Consider the following 14,673-nt stretch of genomic DNA (forward strand, 5'->3'; position numbering starts at 1 on the left):
GGGCCATATCCGGGAAGGGGGGCGGTTTCGGGAGGGGCCATATCCATGGAGAGAGCCATATCCGAGGGGGGCGGGCGCTACCACCCCCCATAGGAGGCTCAGTTAGAAGACGAGCGCCCAGGAATTCCAAAACACCAGCACTGTCACGATGACGAGTGCCAGATAAAGCAGGCCGATAATCAGCCAGCGGTTGCGCACGAGCGCCGACCCGGCTGAGGTCGCTCCCTCGCCGAGGTGGCCGGCCTGAAGCACCCGCGCGAGTATGAGAACGAACAGCGGGATGACCGCGAGCCACACGATTGCGCAGTACGGGCAGATCGACCGCTCAACGGCATACGACTGGTAGCCAAACCAGAGCACCCAGATCATTCCCACGCTGATGCCTGCTAACACGAGGATCCATAGGACGCGATGGAGCCGACCGCCGGTCAAGAGGACGAGGCCAAGCCCCGTCATACCGGCGAAAAACAGCGCGCCCCACAGTGCGTTGGGAGTATCGAACAGGAGCGTGCCCTGCCATGCGTCAAACCACTTCGTGCACCCGATCAGCGGATTAACGTCGCAGAGGAAATTGCCCGCCGGGTTTTTCAAATAGGAGCGTTCGGCCAGGAGCAACATCACCGACGCAAACATGCCGACGGCGCTCGCGATCGTCCACACGAGGCCCGTCTCGCGCGAGGCTCCCCCGCCGCGCTCATGATCTGTGGCTTTCGCTTCGAACTTGGCGATGCGCCGGTCCATCTCGTCGAGGTCGTAGTCGACGAGTTCGTCGGCGTCCTCGTCAACTCGGTTATGAGCGTTCACTGCTCACCTGCCTGTTCGACGTATTGTTCAACGAATGCCGCGGTATCTTCCCACCCGCCCACGGCGTGCGTGTCGATACCCAGCCGCGTGACCGGATAATCATTGCCGCCCGGATCAAGGCGGTCACCGACAAAGAGCATCTGGCCGATCTCGATGCCCGTGTGCTCGGCGAGCTCGGCGATGCCGTAGGCCTTATCGACACCCTTGCGAGTGATATCCACCGACGTCGATCCACCCGACCGAACTTCAAGGTCCGGCAAGCGCTCGGCAACAGCTGCGCGCAGCGATTCCTTCTTCGACCCGTCTGGATCCCAAGCTTTCTTCGCCTCAAGCGGGGCCTGCTGGCCGAGGGCCGAGAACGTGATCTGAGAACCGCGATCCTCAATAATTTCGCCCCATGGTTCGCTCTCCCACAGTCCGAGTCTCCTGGCTTCCTCCGTGAGAGCGCTCGTCGCCCGCGTGCGCTCCTCCTCGCTGAGATCGCGGATGTACACCGGATCCCAGCTGCCATCGCGGTAACGCATATAACGCGTGCCGCAGGTTGGCATGAGGTGGAGACGCGCGAGCTGCTCCTCGGTGGCGTCGAGGCCACCGAGGAGCTGCATGTCGAACTGCTCGAAGTTTCCGCCGGAGATCACGCACACGTCATGGACATCGAGGAGCCCTCGAAGGGCCTCGGCCATGCGCGGCGGGAGTGGCGATTTCGACGGCGCGAGAGTGTCGTCGAGATCGAACGCGAGAAGGGCGCGGGTCATCGACTTACTTGGAGCCCTGCCGGGTGTTGTTCACGAAGAACTCGAGGAAGAGACGCGATGCGCCGATCACAAGGAGGCCAATCGCCGTCTGCTTCACGAAGCCGAGGAAGTACTCAAACTTGGCCATGCCCTCGAAGTAATCGTTCGTCAGCGCGTTAATGAAGGAGAACAGGCCCACGACGATGAACGCGATTCCCACGACCATCGCGAGGATGTGCACGATGCGCGCAACGCCCGGGGTAAAGACGCGAGAGAAGTCAATCGAGAAGATCGAGCCGAAGCCACCAGCCTGCTGCTGGCCAAAGGCTGGCTGCTGGCCAAAGGCTGGCTGCTGACCGAACTGGCCACCCGCCTGACCGTACTGAGGCTGACCGCCCTGGCCGTATCCACCCATGCCGGCCTGGCCGGGCTGAGCGTAGGACTGACCGAAGGACTGCTGACCGTACTGAGCCTGACCGCCCTGACTGGAGCCGTACTGACCCACCGGTCCACCTTGCGGGCGGAATCCCTGCTGGCCGTAGTTCTGCTGGCCGTAAGGCTGGTGAGGCTTGTGGCCTTCGCCGTGCTGAGCCTGGCCAAAGCTTGGCTGCTCCTGCGAGTCATTCGACGCTTGCTGGTCGAGCTGACCCTCGGCGTCGCCGTGAACGGCGGGACGCTGTGCTTCGTTCTCGTTACCCTCAGGCTTGAAGTGGTCTTCGGGCGAGTTGGTGTTTGGAGTGGACATCCGAGATTCCTTACTCGTGTTAAAAGGTTCGGTTCATTGTCTCACCCCAGATCACCAATTCCAATTATCACACCCAACACGAGCGCGCATTATCCGCTGATCGCGCGCTGACCAGCCAAAACGCGCACTGGTTCAAACTCCCCGCGTCTAACATAGCGAGAAGGCTCCCCGGCACCGTGCAGCTTGAGCCCGCTTCAGCGAACCCGTCAGCGCCCCGTCAGCGGGGCCAATTAGTACGCCCAGCAAGCCCGCTCCGCCGTCGCGTCGGTCGCGAGAACGACGTCGGTCTGCGTGCGCGACTTTGCCGTTCGGCACCCAAGCACGACGACGGTCTGCACGCTGGGCCTTGCTGTTCGGTACACAAGCACGACGACGGTCTGCGCGCGGGGCTTGGCGGTTCGCGAACCATCCCCTGAAACCACGCACATGCCCGTCCACAGGTGGACATCTATGCGGGAAAAATTTGCGTCATTCAGTAGTGTTGCCCCTATGGAAGAAAACAACGCCAAGGTGACCGTCTCTGTGCAAAGCCGTGAGCAGTCCGATCGTAGCGACGAACGAGCCCAATACCGCTCGCCCGTGCCTCGCGCCCTGAGAACAGCCGCGGGATGGGCCTGGCGCATTATCCTCGTCGCTATCGTGGCCATTGCGATCGGCTGGTTCCTCATCCAGTTCTCGACGATCTTCATTGCGCTCATGATTGCGCTGCTTCTCGCCGTGATCTTGGAGCCGGTGTCGGCGAAGCTGCAGAATAAGTGGGGCTGGCCCCCAGCCGCAGCCGCAGCCTTCGCACTCATCGGGCTCATCGCACTTATCGCGGGCCTCCTTGGCGGCGCTGGCACGGGTTTCGTCGCTGGCCTATCGGACCTGACCGAGCAGGTCTCTGAAGGTATCACCTCCATCATCGACATGGTGACCACGCAGTTCCCGAACCTCCAGTCGACTCTGGACGACGCGTGGGCGAACGCGCAAAAAACGATTCAGAACAACTCCTCGTCAATCATTGGCGGCGTGGCCTCGGTGGGCTCCACGATGACATCATTCTTCACGGGCCTCATCCTCACCTTCTTCTCGCTGTTCTTCTTCCTGAAGGACGGTCGCCGCCTGTGGCACTGGCTGGTTCGACTCTCCCCCAGCTCACAGCAGACCCGCGTCAACGAAGCGGGAATTCGCGCCTGGATGACCATCGGCAACTACACCCGCACCCAGGCGATTGTGGCAGCGGTGGACGCCGTCGGCATTGCCGGCGTCGCCATGCTTCTCAAGACGCCACTGAGCTTGGCATTCCCGATCGCCGTCGTCGTCTTCCTCTTCGCGTTCATTCCGATCGTCGGCGCATTCCTCTCGGGCTTCCTCGCCGTAGTCATCGTGCTGGTCAACACGCAGTCGATCCCGCTGGCGCTCCTCATGCTTTTGGGCGTCATCCTCGTCCAGCAGATTGAGGGCAATGTGCTTCAGCCGGTTCTCCAGGGCAACGCGCTCAACATGCACGCCCTTGCCATCGTCATCTTCGTGACCGGCGGTTCCGCAGTTGCCGGCATCTTTGGCGCTCTGTTCGCTGTCCCGATCGCGGCCGCCATCAACACGGCAATCTTGTACTTCCAGGGTCACGACACCTATCCCTACCTTGACCGCATGGAGGATCGCCCAGGCGGCCCGCCGCGCGACTTCGAGCACTTCAACGAGGAGCACTGGAAGCGTTTCGATGTGAAGGTCGCCCAGCACCTGACGCCCAAGGAGCGGCGTGCTGAAGCCAAGCGCGCCCGCAAGGCCGCGCGCCTCCACAGCAAGAAGGACATCCCTCTCGAGGAAGCAAAGGTGCAGGTAGACGCCAAGGCTCGTGCCGAAGGCGACACCGATCCCGCACTCGATATTGACGAAGCGCCCGTGGCCGACAAATAGCCGTTGCAGACCGCCGTGCCCAGTAGGCGGCGAGCGCGAATATCGGCAATAATGTTGCCAAACGTGAAACATTGAGCGAGGAGATAATCCATGGCAACCCCACACATCAATGCCGAAAAGGGCGATTTCGCACCCGCAGTTCTTATGCCCGGCGATCCCAAGCGTGCCGAGCGCATGGCGGAGATGCTCATGCCGGACGCGAAGATCGTCTCAGACGTGCGCGGCATTAAGGCATTCACGGGAACCGTGGATGGCAAGCCGCTGTCGATCATGGCCTCGGGCATGGGTCAGCCGACGCTCGGCATTTACGTGACGGAACTGTTCACGGAGTTCGATGTCCAGCGCGTGATTCGCGTGGGAACCTGTGGCGGGCTTTCCGAGAAGGTGAAGATCGGCGACGTCGTCATTGCGAACGGCGCGCACTACGAGGGAATCATCAACACGCACCTAATCCCCGAGACTCATTTCTCGGCCGTCGCCTCGCACAACCTCGTGCAGGCAGCATACGACGCGGCGGAGGGTGCCGAGAACGTGGTGGTTGCACCCGTGATCTCGCGTGATCGTTTCTACAACGTGCCGCCTGAGGTCAATGAGGCCGCGGCGCGCGTCGGCACCGCAGGCGCCGAGATGGAAGCTGGCGCTCTGTACGGTCTCGCAGCGCTTCACGGCAAGGAGGCGCTCGCCGTCCTGACTGTCTCGGACCACATGACCGTCAAGTCCGAGGACATGACGGCCGAGGAACGCGAGACGAACTTCCAGGGTGCGCTCAAGCTTGCGGTGGCTGCCGCTCTCTCGTAATGGCACCCCTGACACCGTCGACTGAGGACTACCTCAAGACCATCTGGTCCATCTCGGAGTGGAGTGGTCTTGAGGTAGTTCCCACCGAGCTCGCGAGGCGCATGAATCTCAGCCCGTCCACGGTGACGGAGGCTGTGAAGAAGCTGGCCGGTCAGGGCTTGGTAGATCACCAGCGGTACGGACCCATCCGCCTCACCGCGAAGGGGCACCGCGAGGCGCTACGGATGGTGCGCAAGCACCGCCTCATCGAGACTTTTCTCTACAACCACCTCGGGTATTCGTGGGAAGAGTTGCACGACGAGGCCGAAGCCCTCGAACACGCCGTCTCCGATCGATTCATCGCGGCCATCGACGGCCTGCTCGGCCACCCACTACACGACCCCCACGGCGATCCCATCCCCCGCGCCGACGGCTCCATGCCCGAGCTCAACGTCTACCTTCTGACCGAAGTTGAGCCGGATTCGATCGTCGTCGTTTCTCAAGTCGACGACGACGATCCCGACGTTCTCGTGTACCTCGGCGATCTGGGTATCAAGCCCGGCGTGTCAGGAACTGTCGTATCCCATGCGACCGGACTTGGGTTGACGAATGTAGAGGTAGGTGGCCGTGAGATTTCGTTTCCCCTCCCGGCTGCGCGACGCATTAGGGTGACCACCGAGCAGCGGTAACTGCAGCGCCGTCGGCATCACCTGAACTGGGCCCATGGCGGCAGAATCTGGTGCCAGCACCCAGCCCATTTTCGGCTTGCCCACCGAATACTTCTTCTTGTTCTGCATGTCGAATTCCATGGTGCCACCATCGCATGAGCCTCCGACAAAATTGTGCGCATGCTTTATGCTTGGGTGAGAATTCCGCCTGGGATCACATCCCGCCGGGCACCCGCCACTGCGCGGGATCACGTCGAAAGGTAACGCCTCGTGGCAAAACTGTACTTCCGCTATGGCACGATGAATTCCGGCAAGACCGCCGGCTTGCTCATGGCAGCGCACAACTTTGAAGAGTCCGAGCAGAAGGTCCTCATTATGAAGCCTGCTCTCGATTCGAAAGCAGGGGGCGCGCTCAGTACCCGCCTCGGCATTGAGCGCGAGGCGGACCACCTTGCCGGGCCTACCGACGATCTGTATGCCATCACCAAAGACTGGGTTGAGAGCCTGAACGGGCAGACCATCGGCGGCGTGCTCGTTGACGAAGCGCAGTTTCTGACGCCCGAGCAGGTGGATCAGCTCCTTCGCGTGGCTCTTGAGCTCGACGTCCCGGTGCTCTCGTATGGCCTGCGCACGGATTTCCTGACGCACGTCTTCCCCGGGTCGGCTCGCCTCCTCGAGACGGCGCACACCCTCGAGGAACTCAAGACCATGTGCGGAGCCGGATGCCGCCGCAAGGCCAACTTCAACTCGCGCAAGGTTGATGGCCAGTTCGTCCTGCACGGCGAGCAGGTCAGCATCGATAATCAGGCCAACATTGAATACGTGGCTCTGTGTGGGCAGTGTTTCCTCGAGCTGGTCGGCCCGATCGAAGGCGCACACACCACGGCGTCGTAGAGCGCTCTGCGTTTGTCAATAACGAGCCTGTCAACACAGCAACTCTCAACACAACGGTGCCCGGTAGGAATGTCCTACCGGGCACCGCGTTGAGGTGGTCCTTAGTCTTCGACCTTCTTGTCGTGACCAGCAATGACCATCCGCATCACCGTCAAACCGATCGACGCCAGCTTGAACAGCTGAATCAACGGGTTGCGACGCTGATGGAGTTCGATGCCCGTCGGGCGCGGAGCATCCTTGTACGCGCGGATGATTGTTGGGTTATCGGCGTTCTCTTGCATGAATACCCCTCCTTACGGGATCAGGTGCCAGCCCGGGAGGGCCTTGGCCTTGTAGATGAACAGGTAGTGGAGAATGACCTTCATCCAGTGGCCGCCCAGGCCAATCTTGCCGATGGTCAGACTCTTCTTGCGGCCGTGGTCGTCCGGGTACTTCTCGTAGTTCGGAACAACCGGGTACATCGTCATCGATGCTGCCGAGCCGTCGAGCATGCCGCTACCCGCCGAGGCCACACATGCAGCGCCGAGGCGCGCCATCGAGGCTTCGTACGCGATCGTGTCGTCACCCGACTTGATGCGGTCGGCGATCGTCTTGGCGACTGTCGTGCCCATGACGTCGGAGGGCATGCCGGTACGCGGCGGTGCCGGTGCGATGATCGTGCCATTGGGCGACGTGTACGGCTTCGAGATTGCGTGCGGCGGTGCGAACGCGATACCGACGGCGAACATGTTCGGATACTGCGGAACCTGGTAGGTCTCCGGCCAATCCTGTGCGCGCCACTCGTCGTAGCCCTTGGGCGTGTAGTTGGCGTCGACCTTCATGAAGTTCGCCGGGTTGAACAGCTCCGAGAGCTCCTCACCGTTCTTGTCGAGCGCCTTGAGCGGCTGACCCGTGAACGGAGGCAGAAGCATCGCGAAGTCGTACTTGAGCTCGTGGAACTCGCCATCGATGGTTTCGTACTCGATCGTGTCTTCCGTGATGTTCTTCGCGGCTGCACCGAGCACCGAATGAACACCGCGCTCGGTAAAGAGCGACTCGGTCCACATACGCGAGGACTGCTTAAATCCGCGCTCCGTGAACGTCATGCCATCCACACCGAAGTCGCCGAGCTTCGCTTCATTCGTGAAGTAGATGAGCTCGGCCTTGTCACGAACGCCGTGACGCTTGAGCTCATGGTCCACGTTAAACGTGTACTCGAATGCAGCACCCTCACAGGTACAGTTACCGGCGCCCATGCCGATCACGAGGGTCTGGTGCTCGCCAGCCTTCATCTTTGCGATCGACTTAGCAAGCGCCTCCGAAGCCTCAACAGCGTGCTCGGACGTACACACGGATACGGTGTTACCCTCATCCGGGCCAAGACCAGGCGTTGCTGCAAAGTTCAGTTTCGGACCGGTTGCGTTCACGAGGTAGTCGTACTCGATACGATCCGTCTCGCCCTCGCGACCAGGTTCGGTATATTCAATTTCAACGAAGGGCTGTGCGTCCGCGCCTTCACCCTCAGGGTGAATGACGGTTCCCTTCGCCTGATAGAACTCGACCTTCTTGCGCTTGTAAATCTTGCGCAGATCGAAGTTCACATCCTTTTTATCCATGCGTCCGATTCCCACCCAAATATTCGAGGGGATCCAGTTCCAGTGGGCCTTGGGCTCTACCGCAACCACACGATGATCGTCACCCAGCAACCTCTTCAGGTGCAGGGCAGTCACGTGTCCGGCGATTCCAGCTCCCAGGACTACTACAGTGGCCATTTCTCCTCCAGCCAAGTTACGTACGGCCTCTTCGCCGCCTCCCGTGCATTATATGTCATACCCCTAGGGGTATGACTACTTTTAGAGCGATTACCCAGCGGTAACTTATGTCGCCGGCCGGCTCTAGTCCGCCGCGCCGTGGAGGTGAATCCGCTCGCCTTCGCGGGAGAACAAGCTAATGATCAACGCCTTGCCGGGACTGGCTGCGCCGAACCAATGCGGGGTGCGCGTATCGAACTCGGCGGCCTCTCTTCCGCAGATCGCTCGCGAGGCCAGCCTCGACGTCTCGATGACCCAGTGGGCGACTCTCGCCTTCCTGCTCGCCTCGACGGTTCTCATCGTGCCCTCCGGTTGGCTCGGTGATCGCATTGGCAAGCCGCGCTTGCTGAAGATCTCGATGATCGTCTTCCTCATCGCATCGATCATTGGGACGATCGCGCCGAATTTCGCAACGCTCGTCGTCGCCCGCGCGCTTCAGGGTGCCGGAGTTGCAGCGATGCTGACCACGCCGATGGCGCTCGCGGGTCATGTCCGAGGCCCCTGCCGATATGCAAGGCGCAGCATCGGGCGCGCTCAATCTTGTGCGTAACCTCGGCTTCACGACGGGCACGGCGCTCATCGCAGCCGTCTACGACACGTCGATCAACTCGGGCGCGGGAGCTCTCGGCGGGCTCCAGTCCAGTTTCGCGGTGGCCGCGATCATCGGCGTTGCCACACTTGGGCTGGCGATCTGGCTCGGCAAGCGGCACGTCACCAACCGCACCGCATCCACCGTCCATACGATCACGCCCACGAAGGCTCCCGCGAACGTGACCAACTAACGTCCCTCGCTTAGGTTCGGGCGGAGCGCCGCGGGCGGGACGCGACGACGAGGAACCATATTCCGACGACGGCGATCGCACCCCATATTCCGACGACGGCCCAGGATAGGCCGGCAAGGACCATGAGCGGCGCGATCGCCGCCGCGCCGCCCTCGATGGGGATGAGTGGGATGTAGGCGTAGCCGAACTCTTCGAGTGTGCCCAGTTCGGAGTCCGGATCCACGATGCGCAGGAGCGCGATGCCCGTGGCCACGGAGCCGGTCGCCCAGCCCCAGGTAAAGATCTGCTTCTCGAACCATCCCTCGCCAAGGAAACGCGGAGCGACGACGAGCCCGAGCACGAGGTTGAAGACGAGACCCAGCGCAAAAAGGATGAGCAGCGACTGCCACTGATCCCCCACGAACGACGGCACGATCGAGACCATGCCGCACACGATCAGGACGTCGGATGCCGCTCCCGACAGGGACGTCATCGTCCCGCCGTCGATGACCACCGTTCCGCCAGTCCGGCGCAGCACGAAGCGCACAAGCAAGCCCACGATAAAGGCCGTCGTAAATAGCGGCAGGGCGAAAGCGTTGAACAGCTCGGCGCTGAGCTTTTGGCCGTAGTGGCCGAGCACGACGACGCCGCAGATGATGGCGATGTGCAAGGCCAGAGTCTCAATCGAACCACCCGAAACGGAATGCCTGCCGATCGGCTTGCGTTCGTCGTCGTCGAGAATGCCCGTCCGCATCGACGCGGGCAGAGCCTTACCCTTCTCAAATGCCTTGGAGTGGCCGCGAGACGTGCCGATGCGCGCGAGGATGACGCCTCCTACGATGCCGGTCATCATGCCGACCGTGGCCGAGGTGAAGGCGATCGAGGTGATCTCTTCGTGCCCGTTCGAGGCGAAGACGTCACCGAGCGCGGCCGAGGTTCCGAAGCCTCCTGACCAGCCGGCAAACAGCACGAGACCCATTGCGCCGGGCGCGTCGAAAACGGGCCGCAGCAGCACGATCATCGCAATCATGCCAACCACCACCTGGCCAGCCGACATGAGAACGCCGTAGCCGGCGAACGCGCCGAGCGAACGGTTCAGCCGCGATAGTCCGAAGTCTTGGGCGATGGCCATGCACGCGAACACGACGGCGATAAGGATCGTCGTGTACGAACCGACGTAATCCGACAACGGCAGGCCACTGACCTGCCAACTGCCAATGTGCCAGCTGTAGTGCTCGGCGATGGCGCCGAATACGTACGGCCCAAACAGGAAGCCGATGATGCCAGCAAGAACGGGCGCGGGCAGCATGAGCGTTTGGAAGAGCGGCACGCGGGCTCGCAAAAATGTGCCAAGTCCAAGTAGTAGACCGATCATGCCCGCGTCGACGAGTAGTGTGTCGCGGAAAACTGCTGCATCCATGGTGTCCTTCCCTGCGTGAAACCACTGACGCCCACGCGGTGCGATTTATCATCGCAGAGAACGGCCAGCTCATCACGCTGAAACGCCGTTCGCCCGTACCCGCACAGGCAGATTGTTGAGACACTCACAAACGTGACTGAGATTTCCTACACTGGGAGAAACTTGGACGCTAACTAAAGGTGGTTCATGCTCTCGGACGTCGAAATCGCGCAGTCAGCCACGCTCAAGCCCATTGACGACATTGCCGCGAGCTTGGGGCTCGAGGATCACGAGTTCGAGCCCTACGGGCGTTATAAGGCCAAACTGCCCCTGTCCGTCCTGAGATCCCGGGAGCACGCGCCGGACGGCAAACTCGTACTCGTCACGGGCATGAGCCCCACTCCTGCGGGCGAGGGGAAGACTACTGTGAACGTCGGGCTGTCGATGGCGCTTCACAAGATCGACAAGAGCGCGGTGAGCACGCTGCGTGAGCCATCGCTCGGCCCGGTGTTTGGCATGAAGGGCGGCGCGGCCGGTGGCGGATACTCCCAAGTTCTCCCGATGGACGACATCAATTTGCACTTCACGGGAGACGTCAGCGCCATCGAGGCCGCCAACAACCTGCTCTCTGCGCTGATCGACAATTCGATCCATCACGGCAATCCCCTGCGGATCAATCCCAAGAAGGTCACCCACCGCCGCGCGATCGACGTCAATGACCGCGTGCTGCGCGAGATCGTCGTCGGCATGGGGTCCTCGGCAAACGGCGTCATGCGCGCAGATGGCATGAATATCGTGCCCGCCAGCGAGGTCATGGCGATCCTTTGCCTAGCCACGGATTTGGATGATCTCAAGCGCCGTCTGTCCGAGATGATCGTCGCCTACACCGCGGACAACGAGCCGGTGACTGCCGCGGACCTCGGGGCGGTGGGCGCGATGGCGATGCTCATGAAGGACGCAATCAAGCCCAACCTCGTCCAGACCACCGAAAACACTCCCGCAATCATCCACGGCGGCCCGTTTGCCAACATCGCCCACGGCTGCAATTCCATCCTCGCCACGAAGATGGGCCTCAAACTTGCCGAGTACACGGTCACGGAAGCCGGCTTCGGCGCGGACCTGGGAGCCGAGAAGTTCTTCGACATCGTCTGCCCGGTCGCCGGGTTCACGCCGAACGCGGCCGTCGTCGTGGTAACCGTACGCGCACTGCGCTACAACGGCGAGGCGCAGGCCGAACAAACCGCTGTTCACTCGCTCGACCCGGTGAGGTCCGGGCTCGTGAACCTCGAGCGCCACCTGGAGAATCTGGCGAAGTTCGGGGTGCCGTGCGTGGTGGCAATCAACAGATTCCCCACGGACACGGACGAGGAGATCGAGGTCATCAAGCGGCGGTGCGCGGAGCTCGGCGTCGGGGTCGCCGAATCCGAGGGCTTTACCCGCGGCGGCGACGGCGCAACGGAGCTCGCCGAGATAGTCGTGGAATTGTGCGAGCGCGAGCCGGATTTTGTTCCGCTCTACGATCCTTCGTTGGTGATCAAAGACAAGATCGCAACGGTGGCGCGTGAGATTTACCGCGCCGACGGCGTCGACTACACCTCGGCTGCCGAGTCCGACATCGAGCGCCTGGCGCAAATCGGTATCAACGACCTGCCGGTATGCATGGCGAAGACGCAGTATTCGTTTAGCGACGACCCGGCGGTGCTCGGCGCGCCGACCAACTTCCGGATCACCGTGCGCGAGGTGCGCCTGAGTTCGGGGGCGGGATTCGTTGTGGCGCTGACGCGCTCGATCATCACGATGCCGGGATTGCCGAAGGAACCCGCCGCGCTCGGGATGGATATCCACGACGACGGCACGGTCGTTGGCCTGTCCTGACCTGGTCGCGTGGTGCGTGCGTTATTCGACGACGCAGACCGTCTCCACGAAGTGCGTGTTCGGGAAGATGTCGGCTGCATGAAAGTGGGTAATTTCGCGGCCCGCGCTCACAAGCGTCGCCACGTCGCGGGCCATGGAGGCCGCGTCGCAGGAGACGAGGGCGATCTGGCGGGCCTCGCAGGCGGCGAGGATGCCGGCGGCCGCCTTCCCTAGTCCCGATCGTGGTGGATCCGCGATGACGACGTCGGCGCCATCGACGAGCGCCTCGATCGTTCGTTCGTCGATGGTCAGCGCCTGCGCGCTCGCCCACGGCATGCCAGCGAAGTTCGCCTGCGCCGCGTTCACCGCGACCTCATTGCCCTCGAAGGCGCGAACACTGCCGCGCGGACCCACCAGGTCCGCCGCGACCAGCGAGAACAGGCCCGCTCCCGCATAGAGGTCGGCGACCCGTGCTCCCTCTGTAACATCGAGCGAGTCGAAGACGGCCGCCACGAGCGCTTCGGGCGCGCGCTCGTGAACCTGCCAAAAACCATCTGCGCAGAGCTCGTACTCGTAGGTGCGGTCACCATAGGCAACCACCTCGCGAATGGTCTGCGCGCCAGGGACTCCTGGGGCGCTGAATACCTGACCGTCCGCGATCACCACGGGCTCACTCGCGCTCGGAGCCACGATCCTCAAATGCTCGCCGGGCCGGACGGCGTCGTCCCATGCGGAACCAAAAAGGTCGAGCGCGTCGATTCGCGCGCTCGCGAGCGGCAGGTCGTGGACGCGGACGTGAGCATCGGCGTGGCTGACGTACATGCCCACGCCGGTGTCGAGTTTATTCACCCCGATGCGGGTGCGATAGCGCCAGCCGCCGGCGTCGTCGCCAACGCCGCGGACCTCGATCATGTCCGGGGAAAAGCGAGCGAGGAGCTCGCGGCCCCCTGCCTGCCTCAGCTGGCCTGCGAGCATGCGCGATTTCATCTCGCGCTGCCCGGCTAGTGTCATGTGGCCGTAGTTGGCCGCCCCGGTCTGGTCGACGCTGCCTAGTGGCCACGGATGCTCGATGCGCGTGGGGGCCGGATCGAGCACCTCTCGCACGATCGCGAGATATCCGCGCTTGCGCTTGTGCGTGATCTCGGCGCGCACGCGTTCGCCGATAATTGCGCCGCGGACGAAGACCGTCGCGTCGCCGGAATATGCAATCGTCTCGCCGCCGAACGCGACGTCGGCAATGTCTAGGTCAACCAGCGATCCGATATCCGCCATCAGCCATCCCCACCTCTCGGCACGAGCCTATCGCGGCGGTGGCGCCACTTAGACGGCCTTGACGAGGACGTCGCCCTTCTGTTCGAAGCCCTGCTTCTTGAAATACGCGGGATCCGTCGTGGCGCTCACGGGCATCTCAAGAGCGGTGATGCCGTCGAAGAGGTGCTTGTTGGAGTAGACGAAGCTTCCGGGCGTGAAATCACGGAAGCGGTCGGTGACGAAATCGAGGACCACACGGCCGTCGTCGCGCACGCTAAACAGACCGATAACCTCCTCCTCATGCATGACGAGGTGGTTGCGTGCGCCCGCGAGGCTTTCGCGCGCGAAGGTCGGGTAGGAGCTCGCAATTGCCGATTCGTGGCGGTTCAGGAAGCGATCAACGAGCGCGTCGTCGGCGCGGGCTGAGACCACGGAGTATCCGCGCTGCTCGTCACCTTCTTGGCTGAGGCGCCACAGCCAGTAAATATTGATGATCACGATCGCCGCGTTCATCGCCGCATACGGCCAGATCCCGAAATACGCGTTGTAAATCGTCGCGATGAGCGAACCGATCAGGTTGAGAGTTCTAAAGCGCCGCACGCTCGGAATCATCAGCGATACAACGACGAGGACTGATCCGGCCCACCCAAAAATCTCCCACATTGACATGCGTGCCTCCGTTCAATGCGCCTCCCCCAGGCGCTTCAATATGATGTGCTCCCGAGATCGTAATACACAAGTGCGCCTAAAGCGGCATTCTTGCGCGGCGAGGCCGGCCGGGTTCGGGCGCCGCCGGCGCACCTTTCCGCAGGTGGTGCAGCACGGCTGGCACCCCTTCCACGCAAATGGTGCAGGAAATAGCCAAACGGTGCAGGAAGTTCCTGCCCGGTTTGGTCAGAACTTGCACCATCTGCGAGTAGGCAGGAGGCAGAGCAGGCAGTGGTGCCCCTTAGAGTGGTGTAGCCGCATGGTGGTCGTGTGCGTCATTGCTGACACGAGCGCGGTCACCGTGGGATCCTTCGAGAAAGCCTTCTACTTCTCACTCGAAAGGACATCACCACGATGACCGCTCCTCATATTATCGACCCTGCAGG

The 14,673-nt window shown here is 62.2% G+C and carries 16 protein-coding genes; 7 read left to right on the top strand and 9 right to left on the bottom strand.

Annotated elements, in window-relative coordinates; translation table 11 throughout:
* Nucleotides 1-102: 102 nt before the first annotated feature.
* The 4 genes from ACHFFR_RS07355 to ACHFFR_RS07370 form a co-directional block, all read right to left on the bottom strand.
* Nucleotides 103-804 carry a vitamin K epoxide reductase family protein gene (locus ACHFFR_RS07355; RefSeq protein WP_394263618.1) on the bottom strand — a complete coding sequence of 234 codons (702 nt, stop codon included), beginning with the start codon at nucleotides 802-804 and terminating at the stop codon, nucleotides 103-105.
* Nucleotides 801-1,559 carry an HAD-IIB family hydrolase gene (locus ACHFFR_RS07360; protein ID WP_394263619.1) on the bottom strand — a complete coding sequence of 253 codons (759 nt, stop codon included), beginning with the start codon at nucleotides 1,557-1,559 and terminating at the stop codon, nucleotides 801-803. Before ACHFFR_RS07360 ends, ACHFFR_RS07355 begins: the two co-directional genes overlap by 4 nt.
* A gap of 4 nt (nucleotides 1,560-1,563) precedes the next feature.
* Complete coding sequence (locus tag ACHFFR_RS07365; RefSeq protein WP_394263620.1) at nucleotides 1,564-2,283, bottom strand: DUF4282 domain-containing protein; 720 nt, start codon at nucleotides 2,281-2,283, stop codon at nucleotides 1,564-1,566.
* Nucleotides 2,284-2,513: 230 nt separating this feature from the next.
* A complete protein-coding gene (locus ACHFFR_RS07370; protein ID WP_394263621.1) occupies nucleotides 2,514-2,705 on the bottom strand; it encodes a hypothetical protein in 192 nt (63 codons plus the stop codon).
* 67 nt (nucleotides 2,706-2,772) lie between these two features.
* Between ACHFFR_RS07370 and ACHFFR_RS07375 the strand changes: the two genes are divergently transcribed.
* The 4 genes from ACHFFR_RS07375 (at nucleotide 2,773) to ACHFFR_RS07390 (ending at nucleotide 6,524) form a co-directional block, all read left to right on the top strand.
* Nucleotides 2,773-4,185, top strand: a complete 1,413-nt coding sequence (locus ACHFFR_RS07375) for an AI-2E family transporter (RefSeq protein WP_394263622.1) — start codon at nucleotides 2,773-2,775, stop codon at nucleotides 4,183-4,185.
* 90 nt (nucleotides 4,186-4,275) lie between these two features.
* A complete protein-coding gene (locus ACHFFR_RS07380; RefSeq protein ID WP_394263623.1) occupies nucleotides 4,276-4,983 on the top strand; it encodes a DeoD-type purine-nucleoside phosphorylase in 708 nt (235 codons plus the stop codon).
* Nucleotides 4,983-5,651: a metal-dependent transcriptional regulator gene (locus tag ACHFFR_RS07385; RefSeq protein WP_394263624.1), complete on the top strand. Its 669-nt coding sequence runs from the start codon at nucleotides 4,983-4,985 to the stop codon at nucleotides 5,649-5,651. Before ACHFFR_RS07380 ends, ACHFFR_RS07385 begins: the two co-directional genes overlap by 1 nt.
* A gap of 249 nt (nucleotides 5,652-5,900) precedes the next feature.
* On the top strand, nucleotides 5,901-6,524 hold the full coding sequence (locus tag ACHFFR_RS07390) for a thymidine kinase (RefSeq protein ID WP_394263625.1): 624 nt from the start codon (nucleotides 5,901-5,903) through the stop codon (nucleotides 6,522-6,524).
* A gap of 101 nt (nucleotides 6,525-6,625) precedes the next feature.
* Here the strand turns inward: ACHFFR_RS07390 and ACHFFR_RS07395 are convergent, their stop codons facing one another.
* Complete coding sequence (locus tag ACHFFR_RS07395; RefSeq protein WP_394263626.1) at nucleotides 6,626-6,805, bottom strand: hypothetical protein; 180 nt, start codon at nucleotides 6,803-6,805, stop codon at nucleotides 6,626-6,628.
* 12 nt (nucleotides 6,806-6,817) lie between these two features.
* A complete protein-coding gene (locus ACHFFR_RS07400) occupies nucleotides 6,818-8,275 on the bottom strand; it encodes an NAD(P)/FAD-dependent oxidoreductase (RefSeq protein ID WP_394263627.1) in 1,458 nt (485 codons plus the stop codon).
* 178 nt (nucleotides 8,276-8,453) lie between these two features.
* Between ACHFFR_RS07400 and ACHFFR_RS07405 the strand changes: the two genes are divergently transcribed.
* On the top strand, nucleotides 8,454-8,864 hold the full coding sequence (locus ACHFFR_RS07405; protein WP_394263628.1) for an MFS transporter: 411 nt from the start codon (nucleotides 8,454-8,456) through the stop codon (nucleotides 8,862-8,864).
* Nucleotides 8,824-9,096 (top strand): hypothetical protein, encoded by a 273-nt coding sequence (locus ACHFFR_RS07410; protein ID WP_394263629.1) that lies wholly within the window; start codon nucleotides 8,824-8,826, stop codon nucleotides 9,094-9,096. Before ACHFFR_RS07405 ends, ACHFFR_RS07410 begins: the two co-directional genes overlap by 41 nt.
* Before the next feature lie 10 nt (nucleotides 9,097-9,106).
* Here ACHFFR_RS07410 and ACHFFR_RS07415 read toward each other — a convergent pair whose 3' ends face one another.
* Nucleotides 9,107-10,495: a sodium/glutamate symporter gene (locus ACHFFR_RS07415; protein WP_394263630.1), complete on the bottom strand. Its 1,389-nt coding sequence runs from the start codon at nucleotides 10,493-10,495 to the stop codon at nucleotides 9,107-9,109.
* Nucleotides 10,496-10,681: 186 nt separating this feature from the next.
* Between ACHFFR_RS07415 and ACHFFR_RS07420 the strand changes: the two genes are divergently transcribed.
* Entirely contained in the window at nucleotides 10,682-12,349 is a 1,668-nt protein-coding gene (locus tag ACHFFR_RS07420) for a formate--tetrahydrofolate ligase (RefSeq protein WP_394263631.1), read from the top strand.
* 21 nt (nucleotides 12,350-12,370) lie between these two features.
* Here the strand turns inward: ACHFFR_RS07420 and ACHFFR_RS07425 are convergent, their stop codons facing one another.
* The gene (locus ACHFFR_RS07425) at nucleotides 12,371-13,600 is read right to left on the bottom strand and encodes a class I SAM-dependent RNA methyltransferase (RefSeq protein WP_394263632.1); all 1,230 of its coding nucleotides are present in this window, start codon (nucleotides 13,598-13,600) and stop codon (nucleotides 12,371-12,373) included.
* A 48-nt stretch (nucleotides 13,601-13,648) separates the two neighbouring features.
* Nucleotides 13,649-14,248 (bottom strand): hypothetical protein, encoded by a 600-nt coding sequence (locus ACHFFR_RS07430; RefSeq protein WP_394263633.1) that lies wholly within the window; start codon nucleotides 14,246-14,248, stop codon nucleotides 13,649-13,651.
* Nucleotides 14,249-14,673 lie beyond the last annotated feature (425 nt).

Source organism: Trueperella sp. (genome assembly GCF_043424875.1).
GTDB lineage: Bacteria > Actinomycetota > Actinomycetes > Actinomycetales > Actinomycetaceae > Trueperella.

Coding starts and splice junctions, on each gene's coding strand:
- ACHFFR_RS07360 (WP_394263619.1), bottom strand. CDS start 1,559: ATGACCCGCGCCCTTCTCGCGTTCGATCTCGACGACACTCTCGCGCCG.
- ACHFFR_RS07365 (WP_394263620.1), bottom strand. CDS start 2,283: ATGTCCACTCCAAACACCAACTCGCCCGAAGACCACTTCAAGCCTGAG.
- ACHFFR_RS07375 (WP_394263622.1), top strand. CDS start 2,773: ATGGAAGAAAACAACGCCAAGGTGACCGTCTCTGTGCAAAGCCGTGAG.
- ACHFFR_RS07380 (WP_394263623.1), top strand. CDS start 4,276: ATGGCAACCCCACACATCAATGCCGAAAAGGGCGATTTCGCACCCGCA.
- ACHFFR_RS07385 (WP_394263624.1), top strand. CDS start 4,983: ATGGCACCCCTGACACCGTCGACTGAGGACTACCTCAAGACCATCTGG.
- ACHFFR_RS07395 (WP_394263626.1), bottom strand. CDS start 6,805: ATGCAAGAGAACGCCGATAACCCAACAATCATCCGCGCGTACAAGGAT.
- ACHFFR_RS07400 (WP_394263627.1), bottom strand. CDS start 8,275: ATGGCCACTGTAGTAGTCCTGGGAGCTGGAATCGCCGGACACGTGACT.
- ACHFFR_RS07405 (WP_394263628.1), top strand. CDS start 8,454: ATGATCAACGCCTTGCCGGGACTGGCTGCGCCGAACCAATGCGGGGTG.
- ACHFFR_RS07410 (WP_394263629.1), top strand. CDS start 8,824: ATGCAAGGCGCAGCATCGGGCGCGCTCAATCTTGTGCGTAACCTCGGC.
- ACHFFR_RS07415 (WP_394263630.1), bottom strand. CDS start 10,495: ATGGATGCAGCAGTTTTCCGCGACACACTACTCGTCGACGCGGGCATG.
- ACHFFR_RS07420 (WP_394263631.1), top strand. CDS start 10,682: ATGCTCTCGGACGTCGAAATCGCGCAGTCAGCCACGCTCAAGCCCATT.
- ACHFFR_RS07425 (WP_394263632.1), bottom strand. CDS start 13,600: ATGGCGGATATCGGATCGCTGGTTGACCTAGACATTGCCGACGTCGCG.
- ACHFFR_RS07430 (WP_394263633.1), bottom strand. CDS start 14,248: ATGTCAATGTGGGAGATTTTTGGGTGGGCCGGATCAGTCCTCGTCGTT.